14 protein-coding genes and 1 riboswitch are annotated in these 15,879 nt (G+C 74.6%); of the genes, 3 read left to right on the forward strand and 11 right to left on the reverse strand.

Annotation, left to right across the window (positions count from 1 at the left end):
* Nucleotides 1-169: 169 nt before the first annotated feature.
* The 6 genes from IG88_RS0123415 to IG88_RS0123440 all read right to left on the reverse strand — a co-directional run bounded on the left by IG88_RS0123415 (nt 170) and on the right by IG88_RS0123440 (nt 7,259).
* Nucleotides 170-1,030: an ECF transporter S component gene (locus tag IG88_RS0123415; RefSeq protein ID WP_031044524.1), complete on the reverse strand. Its 861-nt coding sequence runs from the start codon at nt 1,028-1,030 to the stop codon at nt 170-172.
* Nucleotides 1,027-2,724, reverse strand: a complete 1,698-nt coding sequence (locus tag IG88_RS0123420) for an ABC transporter ATP-binding protein (RefSeq protein ID WP_031044526.1) — start codon at nt 2,722-2,724, stop codon at nt 1,027-1,029. The genes IG88_RS0123415 and IG88_RS0123420 overlap by 4 nt, the downstream gene beginning before the upstream one ends.
* Nucleotides 2,721-3,881, reverse strand: a complete 1,161-nt coding sequence (locus IG88_RS0123425) for an energy-coupling factor transporter transmembrane component T (protein ID WP_031044529.1) — start codon at nt 3,879-3,881, stop codon at nt 2,721-2,723. Before IG88_RS0123425 ends, IG88_RS0123420 begins: the two co-directional genes overlap by 4 nt.
* A 112-nt stretch (nt 3,882-3,993) precedes the next feature.
* Nucleotides 3,994-4,650 carry an SCO2322 family protein gene (locus tag IG88_RS0123430; protein ID WP_031044531.1) on the reverse strand — a complete coding sequence of 219 codons (657 nt, stop codon included), beginning with the start codon at nt 4,648-4,650 and terminating at the stop codon, nt 3,994-3,996.
* Nucleotides 4,647-5,903, reverse strand: a complete 1,257-nt coding sequence (locus IG88_RS0123435; RefSeq protein ID WP_031044532.1) for a prenyltransferase/squalene oxidase repeat-containing protein — start codon at nt 5,901-5,903, stop codon at nt 4,647-4,649. The genes IG88_RS0123430 and IG88_RS0123435 overlap by 4 nt, the downstream gene beginning before the upstream one ends.
* A gap of 128 nt (nt 5,904-6,031) precedes the next feature.
* Nucleotides 6,032-6,123, reverse strand: a riboswitch (cobalamin riboswitch).
* 473 nt (nt 6,124-6,596) lie between these two features.
* Entirely contained in the window at nt 6,597-7,259 is a 663-nt protein-coding gene (locus IG88_RS0123440; RefSeq protein ID WP_031044535.1) for a TetR family transcriptional regulator, read from the reverse strand.
* A 244-nt stretch (nt 7,260-7,503) separates the two neighbouring features.
* Here IG88_RS0123440 and IG88_RS0123445 point away from each other — a divergent pair, with 244 nt between their 5' ends.
* The 3 genes from IG88_RS0123445 to IG88_RS0123455 are packed head-to-tail and all read left to right on the forward strand — an operon-like array spanning nt 7,504 to nt 10,708.
* The gene (locus IG88_RS0123445; protein WP_031044538.1) at nt 7,504-8,895 is read left to right on the forward strand and encodes a glycosyltransferase family 4 protein; all 1,392 of its coding nucleotides are present in this window, start codon (nt 7,504-7,506) and stop codon (nt 8,893-8,895) included.
* On the forward strand, nt 8,889-9,623 hold the full coding sequence (locus tag IG88_RS0123450; RefSeq protein ID WP_031044541.1) for a class I SAM-dependent methyltransferase: 735 nt from the start codon (nt 8,889-8,891) through the stop codon (nt 9,621-9,623). Before IG88_RS0123445 ends, IG88_RS0123450 begins: the two co-directional genes overlap by 7 nt.
* Nucleotides 9,620-10,708, forward strand: a complete 1,089-nt coding sequence (locus IG88_RS0123455) for a prenyltransferase (protein WP_031044544.1) — start codon at nt 9,620-9,622, stop codon at nt 10,706-10,708. Before IG88_RS0123450 ends, IG88_RS0123455 begins: the two co-directional genes overlap by 4 nt.
* A 35-nt stretch (nt 10,709-10,743) precedes the next feature.
* On the opposite strand, the gene IG88_RS0123460 is transcribed toward IG88_RS0123455, so the two are convergent.
* The 5 genes from IG88_RS0123460 to IG88_RS0123480 form a co-directional block, all read right to left on the reverse strand.
* Complete coding sequence (locus tag IG88_RS0123460) at nt 10,744-11,031, reverse strand: hypothetical protein (protein WP_031044547.1); 288 nt, start codon at nt 11,029-11,031, stop codon at nt 10,744-10,746.
* Between the two features lie 107 nt (nt 11,032-11,138).
* Nucleotides 11,139-11,981 carry a DUF5336 domain-containing protein gene (locus tag IG88_RS0123465; RefSeq protein WP_031044549.1) on the reverse strand — a complete coding sequence of 281 codons (843 nt, stop codon included), beginning with the start codon at nt 11,979-11,981 and terminating at the stop codon, nt 11,139-11,141.
* Nucleotides 11,982-12,138: 157 nt separating this feature from the next.
* Nucleotides 12,139-13,128, reverse strand: a complete 990-nt coding sequence (locus tag IG88_RS0123470) for an N-acetylmuramoyl-L-alanine amidase (RefSeq protein ID WP_031044551.1) — start codon at nt 13,126-13,128, stop codon at nt 12,139-12,141.
* Nucleotides 13,129-13,138: 10 nt separating this feature from the next.
* Nucleotides 13,139-13,825: a class I SAM-dependent methyltransferase gene (locus IG88_RS0123475; protein WP_031044553.1), complete on the reverse strand. Its 687-nt coding sequence runs from the start codon at nt 13,823-13,825 to the stop codon at nt 13,139-13,141.
* 99 nt (nt 13,826-13,924) lie between these two features.
* On the reverse strand, nt 13,925-15,682 hold the full coding sequence (locus IG88_RS0123480) for an MFS transporter (protein ID WP_031044555.1): 1,758 nt from the start codon (nt 15,680-15,682) through the stop codon (nt 13,925-13,927).
* Nucleotides 15,683-15,879: the final 197 nt, after the last annotated feature.

The raw sequence follows: 15,879 nt of genomic DNA on the forward strand, positions 1-15,879 counted from the left end.
GGCGTCGGCGCCTGGCGACCGGTTCAGAGAAACAGGCGGGCCGGTCGTCCGCAATCGTCCCTATTGCTAGGCGTGGTCGTAGACCGTGCGGTGGTGCCGCCGCGCGGAGGCCGTACGGCCGGTCCGCCGGCCGCCTTGGGCTACGACCCCGCTTCGTAGGTGAAGCGGCTCACGTGGGGCGGCTCACCTCGTCGGGCTTCCCGAACGTGACCGGCGTCTCGAAGGCCGCCCTGCGGGTCGCGCGGCGCAGCGCCTTCAGGACCGGGGTGCCGAGGGCGAGGGTCAGGACCACCGTCATCGCGGCGCGGCCCCCGTCCCAGCCCAGCGACGTGGCCAGGCAGTAGGAGAGGAAGCGGGCCAGGTTGTCCGGGACCGGCGCGTCCGGGTCGAAGGCGATGTTCGAGGCGAGGGTGTTCATGAACGTCCAGCCCGCGAGGTTCATCACCGTGCCGTAGGCGAAGGCCGCCAGGAAGCCGTACGCCGCCAGCATCAGCAGTTCCGCCCGGCCGCGCAGGCGGTCGGGGCCCGGCAGCAGGCCCGCCCCCATCGTGAACCAGCCCATCGCCAGCATCTGGAACGGCATCCACGGCCCCACCCCGCCCGTGAGCAGCGCGGACGCGAACATCGTGATCGAGCCGAGCACGAAGCCGAAGCCCGGGCCGAGGACGCGGCCGCTGAGGACCATGAGGAAGAACATCGGCTCCAGGCCCGCCGTCCCCGCGCCGATGGGACGCAGCGCCGCCCCCGCCGCCGCCAGCACGCCGAGCATCGCCACGGCCTTCGGACCGAGGCCGGACTCCGAGATCGTCGCCGCCACCACCGCCACCAGCAGCACCAGCACGCCCGCGAACAGCCACGGCGCGTCCTGCGCGTGGGCGTTCAGCGACGCGTCCGGCGGGGCGAGGAAGGGCCAGCCGAAGCCCGCCACGCCCACCGCACTGACCAGGAGCAGGGCCGCCACCGAACGGGGGCCCAGGCGGACCGCGCGGGCCTGGCGGTCGCGGGGGGCGGTGACACGGGGGCCCGTCACGACAGGGCCTCCCGCACCTGCGCCACCGTGAGCCACTTCCTCGGCGCCAGCACCTTCGCCACCTGCGGGGCGTAGGAGGGGGAGGCGACCACCACGTCCGCCGCGGGGCCGTCGGCGATCACCTCGCCCTCGGCGAGCAGGACCACCCGGTGGGCCAGCTCCGCGGCCAGTTCCACGTCGTGCGTGGCCAGTACGATCGCGTGGCCCTCGGCGGCCAGGCCGCGCAGGACGCCGGTCAGCCGGGCCTTGGCCGCGTAGTCCAGCCCGCGCGTCGGCTCGTCCAGGAGGAGGAGGGGAGGGCGGGCGGTCAGGACGACGGAGAGGGCGAGGGTGAGGCGCTGGCCCTCGGAGAGGTCGCGGGGGTGGGTGTCGTCGGTGACACCCGGGAGCAGTTCGGTGAGGAGGGCGCGGCAGGTGCCGGGCGCCGCCTGAGCGTCCCGGTCGGCCGCCGCGCACTCGGCGGCGACCGTGTCGGCGTACAGCAGGTCGCGCGGCTCCTGCGGGACCAGGCCGACCCGGCGTACGAGGTCCCGGGGGGCCGTGCGGTGCGGTACGGCGTCCCCGGCGCGGACCGTACCGGCGGACGGTTCGACGAGGCCCACGAGCGCCGAGAGCAGGGTGGACTTCCCGGCGCCGTTGCGGCCCATCAGGGCGACCGTCTCGCCGGGGGAGACGGTCAGGTCGACGTGGCGCAGGGCCTGGACCCGGTCGCGGCGCACGGCGAGGGAGCGGACCTCGGCGGCGTAGGGGGCGGGGGTCGCGGGCGTCGGCCTCGGGGGTGCTGCGCGGCGGCGCCAGCGGCGACCCGGAGCGGGCCGGAGGGCGGGGGGCTCCGGGAGCACGGCCGCCGTCGGCGGGGTGTGGTCCGGGATCTCGCGGCCTGCCAGCCGGTCGCGCAGCCCGGACGCGCGGCGGCGGGCGTCCCGGACCGTCAGCGGCAGCGGGGACCAGCCCGCCAGCCTGCCCAGGCCCACCACCGGCGGGTACACCGGGGACACCGCCATCACCTCCGCCGGGGCGCCGATCAGCGGTGCCTCGCCGGGGGCCGGGAGCAGGACGACCTGGTCGGCGTACTGGACGACCCGCTCCAGGCGGTGCTCGGCCATCAGGACCGTCGTACCGAGGTCGTGGACCAGGCGCTGGAGGACGGCCAGGACCTCCTCGGCGGCGGCGGGGTCCAGGGCCGAGGTCGGCTCGTCCAGGACCAGGACGTCGGGGTGCGGGGTGAGGACCGAGCCGATGGCGACCCGCTGCTGCTGGCCGCCGGAGAGCGTGGCGATGGGGCGGGAGCGCAGGTCGGCCAGGCCCAGCAGGTCCAGGGTCTCCTCGACGCGGCGGCGCATCACGTCGGGGGCCAGGCCCAACGACTCCATGCCGTAGGCGAGTTCGTCCTCGACCGTGTCCGTCACGAAGTGGGAGAGCGGGTCCTGGCCGACCGTGCCGACCACGTCGGCGAGTTCGCGCGGTTTGTGGGTGCGGGTGTCCCGGCCGGCCACGGTGACCCGGCCGCTCAGCGTGCCGCCGGTGAAGTGCGGGACGAGGCCGCCCACCGCGCCGAGCACGGTGGACTTGCCGACGCCGGAGGGACCGGCGAGCAGGACGAGTTCGCCCTCCGGGACCTCGAAGTCCACGCCGCGGACGGTGGGTTCGGCCGCGCCGTCGTAGGTGACCGACACGTCCTCGAAGCGGATCACGACGGCTCCTTCGCGGGTACGGGGTCGGGGGCGGGGGTGACGAACGCCGGGAGCAGGCCGACGAGTACGGCCGCCGCCGGCCAGAGGGGGAGGGCCGGCGCGACCAGGGGGACCACGCCCGGGTGCAGTGCCGCCGGGTCGCGGGCGGCGGCGAGGAACAGCAGCGCGGCGACCGCCACGCCGGAGGCGGTGACCAGCCAGGCGCGGGCGTCCCAGCGGTCGGGGCGGTAGCGGGTGCGCACCGTCCGCCGTCCGCCCAGCCACAGGCCCGCGACGGCGGCGGCGACACCGGCCAGGAGGACGGGAACGCCGTACGTGCCGCCCGCGGCGGTCAGCAGCCCGTACGTCCCCGCGCAGACGCCGAGCAGACCGCCGAGGGTGAGGGCGGCGGTGGTACGGCGGACCGGGGCCGGTACGTCGGCGGTGCGGCCGTAGCCGCGGGCGTCCATCGCGGCGGCGAGGGCGACGGAGCGTTCCAGGGCGCCCTCCAGCACGGGGAGCCCGACCTGGAGCAGGCCGCGCAGGCCCCGGTCCGGGCGGCCGCGCAGGCGGCGGGCGGCGCGCAGGCGCTGTACGTCGGCGATGAGGTTCGGCGCGAAGGTGAGGGCGACGACGACGGCGACGCCCATCTCGTACAGGGCGCCGGGCAGGGACTTGAGGAGGCGGGAGGGGTTGGCGAGGGCGTTCGCGGCACCGACGCAGATCAGGAGGGTGGCCAGCTTCATCGCGTCGTACAGCGCGAAGGCGAGGCCCTCCGCGGTGACCCGGCCGCCGAGGCGGATGCCCTGCGCCCAGTCGGGGAGGGGGACTTCGGGGAGGGTGAGGAGGGTGTGGGTGCCGGGGACGGGGGAGCCGAGGAGGGTGGTGAACAGGAGGCGGACGAGGAGGACGGCGAGGGCGAGCTTGACGAAGGCGCCGTAGGAACGGGACCAGGGGGCGTGGGGGCGGCGGGTGATGACGACGTAGGCGGAGACCGTGACGAGGAGGGCGAGGAGGAGGGGGTTGGTGGTGCGGGTGGCGGCGGTGCCGAGGGCCAGCGCCCAGAGCCACCAGGCGCCGGGGTGGAGGGATGCGGTGTGCCGGTGGCGGGCGGGGGCGGGGGCGCTTGCCGGCGCTGACAGGGCGCCTCCCCCGGAGGGGGCATCCCCAGCGCCCACCCTCCCCCACGCTCGGCTTCGCCCGCGCGGGGGGACCCCCGTCGCCCCGGCGGTACGACTGCCCGCAGGGACGGCGGCTTCAGCGGCTCGGCTGGGCGTGGTGGGTGCAGGGTCAGCGGGTTGCATTCCTGCGCCGCCTTGCCTGCCAGGTGGCCGCGCCGGCCAGGGCCGCCACGACGGCGATGCCCGCGTAGAGGCCGACCGACGGGCCGTCGTCGCCCTCGTCCTCCGTGGCCTTCGAGGCGGCCGAGGCGCCGGAGTCCTCCTTCTGCGACACCTGCTCCCCGCAGCCCGACTTCGGGTAGCCCGCGATCGCGCACAGCAGGGCGTTGGTGTCGTAGCGCAGGGGGCCCGCGGCGGCGGCCAGGGCGTCGGCCGTCGTCGCGTCGGGGGAGACCCGGGCGCAGGCCGTGCGCGGGGCCGGCGGGGTCTCGCCGGACGGGGCGTCGGGGGCCGTACCGAAGTCGAGGACCAGCGCCACCCGCTTGCTGCCGTCCTTGGCCGGCGTCTTCGCGCAGATCGACGCGAAGTCCGCGGTGCCGCGGGGCTGGGCGGCGTCGCCCGAGTCCTCGCTCACCGCGAAGCGGAAGCCCTGCACGTCGCCGTCGGAGGGGCGGGCCGTGGACGGACCCTGCGTGGCGTAGACCCACGTGGCGCCGTCGCGGTCCCAGAAGGACCAGTAGCGGTATCCGGCGGCCTGCGCCTGGCCGGCCGTACCGACCAGCAGGAAGGCGGCCAGGAGGAGCAGGGCGACGCGGCGGGCGGTCACGGCTGCTGCTTCCTGCCGCGGCCGCTGAGCAGGAAGCCGATGCCGATGCCGAAGACCAGGCAGACACCGACGAACCACCAGACGCCGAACGACGAGCCGTCGTCCTTCTTCTGGTCCTCGTCACTCGCGGTCGCCGTGTCCTTCGCCGTCGCGCCCTGCGGAGCGGGGCCCGTCGCGTTCAGCTTCGCCACCAGGTCCGTGCCGCCGAAGTCGCGCGGGTCGGTGCCCGTGGCGTGGGCGGCGAGGACGAGCTGGGCGTAGGCGGCCGGACCGCTCTGCGAAGCCCACGTCGCGGCGTTCTTCTTCAGCCAGGCCAGCGGCTCGGCGGCCTTGTCCGCGCCGCCCTGCGCGGCCAGGGCGACGACTGCGTCCGCGGTGTTGCCGTAGTCGGGCTGGTCGGCGGAGCCGCCGAGCGCGGAGACGAGGTGGCCGTCCTCGGCGAGCGCGTCGGCGAGGTAGGCGGCGCCGTTGGCGGCGGCCTGCTCGCGGGTCGGCCCGTCCGCGTCGGCGCAGGTGGCCGTCTTGGACTTCGCGCCGGACCCGGCCTCGGCCACCAGGCCCTTGCCGAGCGCGGCGAGGACACCGGCGGCGGTCGCGTCCGCGTTGGGGAGCAGCTTGCCGTCCTTGTCGGGCTGGAAGGCGAAGGCGCCCGCGCCCTTGTCCTTCGCGCAGGGCAGGGCGAAGGACAGCAGGGCGTCGTAGGGGGACTTGCCGTCCTTGACGACCTTCCCGGGGTCCGTCTCCGTGGCGGTCAGGGCGCCGATGACGACGGAGGTGGAGTTGGCGTCGCTGGGGGTGCCGGGGGTGTAGGCCCAGCCGCCGTCCTCGTTCTGCACGGACTTCAGCCAGCCGAGGGCCTTCTCGACGACGTCGCCGTGCCCGCCGACGGCCCACAGGGCCTGGACGGCCGCGGCCGTGCTGTTGGTGTCGACCTGGGTCTTGGCGTCGCAGGCCGCGGCCGGGTCGGCGCGGAAGGGGGCGAAGGCGCCGTTCGCGCACTGCTGGTCCGTGAGCCACTTCACGGCCTTCGACGACGGCACCACGCCCGCCGTGTCCTGCGCGAGCAGCGCGAGGGACTGGCGCCAGACACCGTCGTACCGGGGATCGGCGGTCCCGTACAGCCCGGACGGCGTGGACGGGGAGGAGGCGGGAGCGGACGGCGACGGATCGGCGGCGACCGCGGGTGCGGCCGCGGCGCCGATCACGGCTGTGGCGGCCAGAGCCGCGGCGCTGCCGCGAAGGCGGACGTTCATGATCGGCGGGTGCCTTTCCCTGTGCGGGGCCCGGCAGCACGGGGCACCCCCGGCGGCTCGGCCCCGTATGCCTCGACGGTGCCGTGCACCGGCGGGCGCCGGGCACGTGAGCCGGTCACATCCGCGCGGGGCAGTCCGGCTCACCGACCGGGAAGCCTCGGGCGGGCTCGGCGGGCGGCTCACGGTTGCGGGTCAGCGCCGGAATTGCACCGGCTTCCCCCCGTACGGGTGATGACGACCCCGCCACTTTACCCGCCCGCCGGACCGGGGCCGAGGGCCGGCCGACCCGGGCGCGGGCTCTCGGGCGGGTGCGGGCTTTCGGCCGGGCGCCGTCTGCTTCCGGGCGTGGGCTTTCTGCCGGGCGCCGTCTGCTCCCGGGCGTGGGCTTTCAGCCGGGTGCGGGCTCTCGGCCGGGTGCGGGCTCTCGGTCGGGCGCGGGCTCTCGGTCGGGCGTGGGCCCTTAGCCGGGCGCGGGCTTTCAGCCGGGCGCCGTCTGCTCCCGGGCGTGGGCTTCCGGCGGGGTGCGGGCTTTCGGGCGGGTGCGGGCCCTTAGCCGGGTGCGGGCTCTTGGCCGGGTGCGGGCTCTTGGCCGGGCGTGGGCTTTCGGGCGGGCGTGGGCTCTTGGCCGGGCGTGGGCCCTTAGCCGGGCGTGGGCTCTTGGCCGGGCGTGGGCTTTCGGGCGGGCGTGGGCTTTCAGCCGGGCGCCGTCTGTTCCCGGGCGCCGGTCTCCGTCAGGTCGATCAGCCGGCAGACCGTCTCGATGTCCACCCGCACCTGGGCGAGGGAGGTACGGCCGGCGAGCCAGGTGATGAGGGCCGAGAGCCAGGTGTGCTCGACGACACGGACCGCGGAGAGCTGCTCCGGGGTCGGGTTGTCCAGGCCGCCCATCGCGTCCAGGATGATCGCCGTGGTCTGCCGGGAGACCTGGTCGACCTCCGGGGAGACGCTGCGGTCGGCGAAGGTCAGGGCGCGCGCCATCGCCTCGGCCAGCCGCGGTTCGCGCTGCAGCGCGCCGAAGGCCCGCATCAGGGTCTCGGCCACCCGGTCCGCCGCCGTCTCGCCGGTGGGCGGGCTCTTGCGCAGGGTGCGGTGCAGGCGCTCCAACTGGTCGTGCATCGTGGCGACGAGCAGGTGCACCTTGGAGGGGAAGTAGCGGTACAGCGTGCCGAGCGCGACCTGCGAGGACTCCGCGACCTCCCGCATCTGCACCGCCTCGAAGCCGCCCCGGCAGGCCAGTTGGGCGGTCGCGTGCAGGATGCGGCCCCGGCGCTCCCGCTGCCGCTCGGTCAGGGGCGGGGCGGCGGCGCGGTGCGCCGCGGCCGCCGGCTCCGCCGCCGGTACGTCCGCCTCGGTCACCTTCTCCCCCTGTTCCGCTTGCGCTGACTCCGCTGACTCCGCTGTCTCGCTGTCTCCGCCGTGGTCGCCATGTCCGCCGTGCCCGCGCCGTGACCCGTCGTGGCGCGAATCACCTGATCCACTCGTCACAGCCCGGCTACCTGCCGGTAGATTCGGGGGCCTCCGACGATCAAGTCTGAAACTTGTTCTAGATTATCGTCCCGACGTAGTGTCGCCGGACAGTGCAGTGAGAAGGGGGACCGGAGTGACCGCCGAGGCCAGTCAGACGGGTCCCCGTCCGGAACCCGCAGCCGACGGCTTGCCACCGCTGCGCATCGCACTGCTCACCTACAAGGGGAACCCGTTCTGCGGCGGCCAGGGCGTCTACGTCCGCCACCTCTCCCGCGAACTGGCCCGCCTCGGCCACCGCGTCGAGGTCGTCGGCGCCCAGCCCTACCCCGTGCTCGACGTCCTCGACGGCCGCGAGGACCGGCTGTCCCTCACCGAGCTGCCCAGCCTCGACCTCTACCGCCAGCCCGACCCCTTCCGCACTCCGAAGCGCGACGAGTACCGCGACTGGATCGACGCGCTGGAGGTCGGCACCATGTGGACCGGCGGCTTCCCCGAGCCGCTCACCTTCTCGCTGCGTGCCCGGCGCCATCTGCGCGCCCGCCGCGGGGAGTTCGACGTCGTGCACGACAACCAGACGCTCGGGTACGGGCTGCTGGGTGATGTGGGCGCGCCGCTCGTCACCACCATCCACCACCCCATCACCGTCGACCGGCAGTTGGAGCTGGACGCCGCCGACAGCCGCAAACGCCGCTACTCGGTGCGCCGTTGGTACGCCTTCACCCGGATGCAGAAGCGCGTCGCCCGCCGCCTGCCCTGCGTGCTCACCGTCTCCGGCACCTCCCGCCAGGAGATCGTCGACCACCTCGGCGTCCGGGACGACCGCATCCACGTCGTCCACATCGGCGCCGACACCGACCTGTTCTCGCCCGACCCGTCGGTGCCGAAGGTGCCGGGCCGGATCGTGACGACGTCCAGCGCGGACGTGCCGCTCAAGGGCCTGGTCTTCCTCGTCGAGGCGCTCGCCAAGGCACGCACCGAGCACCCCCGGGCCCACCTCGTCGTCGTCGGCAAGCGGCCCGCCGAGGGGCCCGTCGCCCAGGCGATCGAGCGGTACGGGCTCGAAGGCGCCGTCGAGTTCGTCAAGGGCATCTCCGACGCCGAACTGGTCGACCTCGTGCGGTCGGCCGAGGTCGCGTGCGTGCCCTCGCTGTACGAGGGGTTCTCGCTGCCCGCCGCCGAGGCCATGGCCACCGGCACCGCCCTGCTCGCCACCACCGGCGGAGCCGTCCCGGAGGTCGCCGGACCCGACGGGGAGACCTGCCTCGCCGTGCCGCCGGGCGACGCCGGCGCACTGGCCGCCGGACTCGACCGGCTGCTCGGCGACCGCGACCTGCGGGCCCGCCTCGGCGCCGCCGGACGCGAACGCGTGCTGCGCCACTTCACCTGGGCCCGCGCCGCCGAGGGCACCGTCGCCCGCTACCGCGAGGCCATCGGTCCCGCCCCCACCGGCGCCCCGAGGATCGTGCCCGCGACCCCGACCACCCGTGACACCGGCGTCTACCCCGAAAGCAGGGCCACGTGCTGACCGTCGACTTCTCCCGGTTCCCGCTCGCCCCGGGCGACCGCGTCCTGGACCTCGGCTGCGGCGCCGGCCGGCACGCGTTCGAGTGCTACCGGCGCGGGGCCCGGGTCGTCGCCCTGGACCAGAACGCCGAGGAGATCCGCGAGGTCGCCAAGTGGTTCGCGGCGATGGAGGAGGCAGGGGAGGCCCCGGCCGGCGCCACCGCCACCGCCATGGAGGGCGACGCGCTCGCCCTGCCCTTCCCGGACGAGTCCTTCGACGTCGTCATCATCTCCGAGGTGATGGAGCACATCCACGACGACAAGGGCGTCCTCGCCGAGATGGTCCGCGTCCTCAGGCCCGGCGGGCGCATCGCGATCACGGTGCCGCGCTACGGCCCCGAGAAGGTCTGCTGGACCCTCTCCGACGCCTACCACGAGGTCGAGGGCGGCCACATCCGCATCTACAAGGCCGACCAGCTCCTCGCCCGCATCCGCGAGGCCGGCCTCAAGCCGTACGGCACCCACCACGCGCACGCGCTGCACTCGCCGTACTGGTGGCTCAAGTGCGCGTTCGGCGTCGACAACGACAAGGCGCTGCCGGTGCGCGCGTACCACAAGCTGCTGGTGTGGGACATCATGAAGAAGCCGCTGGCGACCCGGGTCGCCGAGCAGGCCCTGAACCCGCTGATCGGCAAGAGCTTCGTGGCCTACGCCACCAAGCCGCACCTGCCGGCCGTGGACGCCGCGTGACCACCTCGCACACGCCCCGCACCCCCCGTACCGAACACCTCGTCCTGCCGGGCGTCCTCACCGACGCCGAGGCCGCCGCGACCGTCCGCGGCATCCTCGCCGTACAGCGCGAGGACGGGGCGATCCCCTGGTTCCGCGGGCACCACCTCGACCCGTGGGACCACGTCGAGGCCGCCATGGCCCTGGACACCGCCGACGAACACGAGGCCGCCGGGCGGGCCTACGCGTGGCTGGCCCGGCACCAGAACCCGGACGGCTCCTGGTACGCCGCCTACGCCGACGGCGACCACGCCGACGTCACCGACCGCGGCCGGGAGACCAACTTCGTCGCCTACGTCGCCGTCGGCGTCTGGCACCACTACCTCGCCACCGGCGACGACACGTTCCTGGAGCGGATGTGGCCCGTCGTCCACGCGGCGGTCGAGTTCGTGCTCGCCCTCCAGCAGCCCGGCGGGCAGATCGGCTGGCGCCGGGACGCCGACGGCACGGACACCAAGGACGCGCTGCTCACCGGCAGTTCCTCCGTCCACCACGCGCTGCGCTGCGCGCTGGCCATCGCCGAGCTGCGCGAAGAGCCGCAGCCCGACTGGGAGTTGGCGGCGGGCGCGCTGCGGCACGCCATCCGCCGCCACCCGGAACGGTTCCTGGACAAGAGCCGCTACTCGATGGACTGGTACTACCCCGTCCTCGGCGGCGCGCTCACCGGCACCGAGGCCAGGAGCCGCCTCAAGGAGAGCTGGGACCGGTTCGTCGTCCCCGGCCTCGGGGTGCGCTGCGTCGTGCCCAACCCGTGGGTGACCGGCGGCGAGTCCGCCGAACTCGCGCTCGCCCTGTGGGCGGTGGGCGAGTCCGACCACGCCCTGGAGATCCTCCAGTCCATCCAGCACCTGCGGGACGCGGACAGCGGCCTGTACTGGACGGGCTACGTCTTCGAGGACGACGCGGTCTGGCCCCGCGAGCTGACCACCTGGACGGCCGGCTCGCTGCTCCTCGCCGTCGCCGCGCTCGGCGGCCACGAGGCCACCTGCCAGGTCTTCGCGGGCGACCGGCTGCCCAGGGGACTGGACCCGGACTGCTGCGTCTGAGCGGCGGACCGGACGGCCGGTGACGGCCGAGACGGTCAGTGACGGCCGAGACGGTTGGCGACGGCGTGGCCGACGAAGAGGTACACCAGGGCGGCCAGGCCGTATCCGGCGACGACGCGGGCCCATGCCTCGTCGAACGTGAACAGGTCGCGCGACCAGCCCGCCAGCCAGTCGGCCGCGTCATGGACGAACCGCACCAGGTCGTTGGCCCGGTTGGCGTCCAACAGGTACATCAGGATCCACAGGCCGAGAATGAAGGCCATGACGTCCGCGACGATCGCGACGGCCCTGCCTGCGGAGTTGGAACCGCGGTATCTGGACATGCCTTCCGTATGGCCGCGCAGGCGCGGAGGAAACCTGCGCGGACGGCCCCCCGTCCGCAACTCATCGCGGACGAGGGGCCGTTGAGGGGCCTGCGCGGTGCGCGGAATCAGCCGCGCTGGATGCCCGAGGTGTCCTGGAGGACGCCGCGGCGGCCGTCCTGCGTCTGGGCGACCAGGTTGGCGCCGCGCTGCTCGACCGCCAGGTACCAGGTGCCCGGCGCCAGTTCGGCGATCGGCGTGGGCGAGCCGTCCTCCGCGAACAGCGGACGCGGCACCGGCACGGCGAACCAGAACGGAGAGAAGTCACCGGCCGGCTGCGCCTGCGCCTGCTGCGGGGCCTGCGGCTGACCGGGCTGCGGCTGTCCCGGCTGCGGCTGGCCGCCGAAGGACTGACCGGGCTGTCCCGGCTGGCCGCCGTACGGCTGCTGCTGGGCGCCCGGGTAGCCGTAACCGCCCTGGGGCTGGCCGCCGTAGGGCTGCGGCGCGGCCGGACGGGCGGCCGGGACCAGGGAGCCCTTGAGGGCGGGGAGCAGCGGGGTGGCGAGGGCCGCGGCGGCCATGACCAGGGTGGCGATCAGGGCGAGGATCAGGCCCGTGCCGGCGCCCAGGCCGGGCACGCCCCCCATGTTGTCGAAGGGCCCCGACGGGTCGAAGATGTTGCCGAGCGCGCACCAGGCGGCGAAGACCGTGAAGGCGGTGCCGAACTGGCCGAGGTCGAGACCGGCCACCTTCAGGGGCTGCGGCAGCGCCCGGCTCACGACGACGAGCGCCGCGCCGATGAGGCCCGCCAGGACGACACCGAGCACGACCGGCCCACTGCCCCACAGGCTGGGGATTTTGGCGCTGTCCGCACCGTCGATCGAGTAGATGTCGAGGAACGACGCGATGAACAGCAACACCGCTGCTCCGATCACCACGCCGTCGCCTCGAGTGAGGGAGCGGATATTCACTTCAGGTCCTTCGTAGGTCGTCTCGTCGTCGGTAGAGGCGTCGCTGTCACGATGGCGCCGAAAGGTTCCGTGTGAAGCGCGGGGGTGGCCCCTCATCGTACGGACGACACTATCGTCCACGCCCCGGGGCTGTCCGCAGGGACCGGGACGCCACCCGTCACCCGCGCAGGAAACTCACGATTCCCTCAGACATCCCCTCCGCCGCCTTCTGCCGCCAACTGCCGCTGGTCAGCAGTGCCGCGTCCTTGGCGTCCCGCATGTTGCCGCACTCGATGAACACCTTGGGAACCGTTGACAGATTGAGACCGCCCAGGTCCGTACGCGTGACCAGACCGGTGCCGTCGCCGAGGTAGTTGGACGGCGCGGTGCCCGTGACGCGCACGAAACCGCCCGCGACGCGCTCGCCCAGTTCGGCGGAGGGCGCCACGATGGCGCGGGTGTCGGCGGTGCCCTCGTGCACCCGGCCCGGCATGATCACGTGGAAGCCGCGGTTGCCCGCCCCCGATCCGTCGGCGTGGATCGAGATCGCCGCGTCCGCGTGCGCCTCGTTGCCGATCCGGGCCCGCTCGTCCACGCACGGCCCGAAGGAACGGTCGCCGTCCTGCGTCAGCTTGACGGTCGCGCCCTGCTCCTGGAGGAGGGTGCGCAGCCGGTGGGCCACGTCGAGGGTGAACTTCGCCTCGGGCCAGCCCGCGTCGGTGGCCGTGCCCGTCGTGTCGCACTCCTTGCGGTGCGTGCCGACGTCGACCTTGCGGTTGATCTCGGACGCGTGCTGGAAGTTGGCGGGGTTGTGGCCGGGGTCGATGACGACGACCTTCCCCTTGAGGGGACCGGAGGCGGCCGGCCGGGAGGCGGACGGCTGCCGCGAGGCGGGGGCGGGGGAGGAGCCCGTGGGCTTCCCGGCGCCGCCCTCGCCCGGGGACGCCGGAGCACCGGAGGCGGGAGGCGGGGAGGACGGCGCCGCCGACGTCCCCGGGGCGCCCGCGCGGTCGCCGCCGCCCCCGTCGTCCGGGCCACCGACCGCCGCGTACACCCCCCACCCGAGCAGCGCCCCGGGCACGAGCGCGGCGACCGCCACGGTCAGCGTGCGGCGCAGCGGGGACCGGCGGGGCCGGGGAGGTTCGAAGTCCGGGCCTGTGTACGACACGTCAGCGACTCTAACCGCGCCCTCGGACGTCCGTGTCCCTTCGGCGCAGGACGCGCAGCGAGTCCGTCGCCGAGACCTCGGTGAACGCGCCGGACGCCAGCGCCCTGAGGTAGACGCGGTAGGGGGCCTGGCCGGTGAACTCGTCGGCCGGGTCCGGGAAGACGTCGTGGATGACCAGCAGGCCGCCTTCGGCCACGTGCGGGGCCCAGCCCTCGTAGTCGGCGTTGGCGTGCTCGTCGGTGTGGCCGCCGTCGACGAAGACGAGGCCGAGGGGCGTGTTCCAGAGGGCGGCGACCTGGGGGGAGCGGCCGACGAGGGCGACCACGTGCTCCTCCAGCCCGGCGCGGTGCAGGGTGCGGCGGAAGGCGGGCAGGGTGTCCATCACGCCCAGTTCCGGGTCGACCGTCTCCGGGTCGTGGTAGTCCCAGCCCGGCTGCTGCTCCTCGCTGCCCCGGTGGTGGTCGACGGTCAGCGCGGTCACCCCGGCCCGGCGGGCCGCGTCGGCGAGCAGCACGGTGGAGCGCCCGCAGTACGTGCCGACCTCCAGCAGCGGCAGCCCGAGCCCGCCCGCCTCCACCGCGGCGGCGTACAGCGCGCGGCCCTCGTGCGCGGGCATGAACCCCTTCGCGGCCTCGAAGGCGGCCAGGACGTCGGGGGAGGGGGAGGGGGAGGGAGCGGAGGCGGGGGCCGCGGTCATGGGGGCCTTTCGGTGGTCGTGCGGGGGGAGTGCCGGCGCCCCATGCTGCCGTACCCCCCGCCGCGCACCGCGACAGGGGGTACGGGCCGGGCGGGGGCGTCAGGCCGGGACCGTCTCGCCCGGCAGCGACAGGTCCAGGTCGACCGGGCGGTCGCCGCCGTGGGTCGCCGCGTGGGCGAGCGGGGCGTGGCCCGCGGCCCGGGCGGCCAGGACGTACGGGCCCCGGGCCGGCACGGCGAGGGCGTAGCCGCCGTCGCCCCCGGACAGGGTCGCGCCCGCCTGCCGTCCGTGCCGGTCGATCAGCGTCACCTTGGCGCGGGCGACGGGCGTGCCGTCGGCGGCCAGCACCCGGCCGCGGAAGCCGTGCGGCGGCCGACCGGCCCCGGCGAGCGCCTGCTCGGCGCGGGCCAGGTTGGCGTCCTCCTCGCTGCTCGCGCGCAGTTGCGAGACCCCGGCCGGGCTGCGGCGGGGGAGGAAGAAGGCCAGCACCAGGCCGACGGCGACGGCGGCGGCCGCGATCAGGAAGGAGACGCGGAAGCCGTGCATCGTCGGCACGGCGACGCCGCCCGCGTCGGTCGAGGTGTTGGCGAGGACCATGCCGATGACGGCGCTCGACACCGACGTGCCGATGGACCGCATCAGGGTGTTGAGGCCATTGGCCGCGCCGGTCTCCGAGGCCGGGACCGCCCCGATGATCAGCGCGGGCAGGGAGGAGTAGGCGAGGCCGATGCCCGCGCCGATCAGCACCGACGTGACGACGGTCTGCCAGGCGGCGCTCATCAGCCCGAGGCCGCCGGCGTAGCCGGCCCCGATGACCACCAGGCCGATGATCAGGGTGGTGCGGGGGCCGTAGCGGGCGGAGAGCCGGGCGTAGACCGGCGCCGTGAACATCATCGTCAGACCCAGCGGGGCCACGCACAGGCCCGCGACGACCATCGACCGGCCGAGTCCGTATCCGGTCTCGGCGGGCAGTTGGAGGAGCTGCGGCAGGACGAGGGAGATGACGAAGAAGGAGACGCCGACCATGATCGAGGCGAGGTTGGTGAGCAGGACCTCGCGGCGGGCCGTGGTGCGCAGGTCGACCAGCGGGGCCGCGACGCGCAGTTCCATCAGGCCCCACAGGAGCAGCACCACGACGGCGGCGGCGAACAGGCCGAGCGTGGTCGGCGACGACCAGCCCCAGTCGCTGCCCTTGCTGATCGGCAGGAGGAAGAGGATCAGACCGGCGGACAGGCCCAGCGCGCCCGGCAGGTCGAAGGAGCCCTTGGCGCGCAGCGGGGACTCCGGCACGACCAGCAGGGTCAGCACGATGGAGAGGGCGCCGAGGCCGGCCGCGCCGAAGTAGAGGACGTGCCAGTCGGTGTGCTGGGCGACCAGGGCCGCGGCGGGCAGCGCCAGTCCGCCGCCGACGCCGATCGAGGAACTCATCAGCGCCATCGCCGAGGCGAGCCGCTCGCGGGGCAGCATGTCGCGCATCAGGCCGATGCCGAGGGGTATCGCGCCCATCGCGAAGCCCTGGAGCGTACGGCCGACGATCATCGGGACCAGGGCGTCGGTGAGCGCGCTGAGCAGCGCGCCGAAGACCATCACCGACAGGCTGGCGATCAGCATGCGGCGCTTGCCGAACAGGTCGCCGAGCCGGCCCATGATCGGGGTGGCCACGGCTCCGGACAGGAGCGTGGAGGTCAGGACCCAGGTGGCGTTGCTGGGTGAGGTGTCCAGGAGTCGGGGCAGGTCCTTGATGACGGGGACCAGCAGGGTCTGCATCACCGCGACGACGATGCCCGCGAACGCGAGTACCGGGACGGTGGCCCCGCTCGCTTGCCGCACGGGCTCGTCGGTCGTCGTGTGGGACATGGGGTGGGGCCTCCAGGCCGGGAGTCGGTGGATGCGTGGATCGTGGGTGCGTGCAGGCTGAACCTCGTGCGCCGGGGCAACTATTCCGTTGCTTCGAGTCCCTAACTAATTCTTGACCTTCTCTTGGCACCCCGCCCATACGCGGTTCACCGGACGGCCGCCTACGTCCCGGGTCCTAGGACGGTCGGTGGGCGGGC

This window comes from Streptomyces sp. NRRL F-5650 (genome assembly GCF_000721365.1).
GTDB classification, from domain to species: domain Bacteria; phylum Actinomycetota; class Actinomycetes; order Streptomycetales; family Streptomycetaceae; genus Streptomyces; species Streptomyces ardesiacus.

Excerpts from the sequence above, each read along its gene's own strand:
- IG88_RS0123435 (WP_031044532.1), bottom strand. The coding sequence starts at position 5,903 with ATGAACGTCCGCCTTCGCGGCAGCGCCGCGGCTCTGGCCGCCACAGCC.
- IG88_RS0123460 (WP_031044547.1), bottom strand. The coding sequence starts at position 11,031 with ATGTCCAGATACCGCGGTTCCAACTCCGCAGGCAGGGCCGTCGCGATC.
- IG88_RS0123475 (WP_031044553.1), bottom strand. The coding sequence starts at position 13,825 with ATGACCGCGGCCCCCGCCTCCGCTCCCTCCCCCTCCCCCTCCCCCGAC.
- IG88_RS0123480 (WP_031044555.1), bottom strand. The coding sequence starts at position 15,682 with ATGTCCCACACGACGACCGACGAGCCCGTGCGGCAAGCGAGCGGGGCC.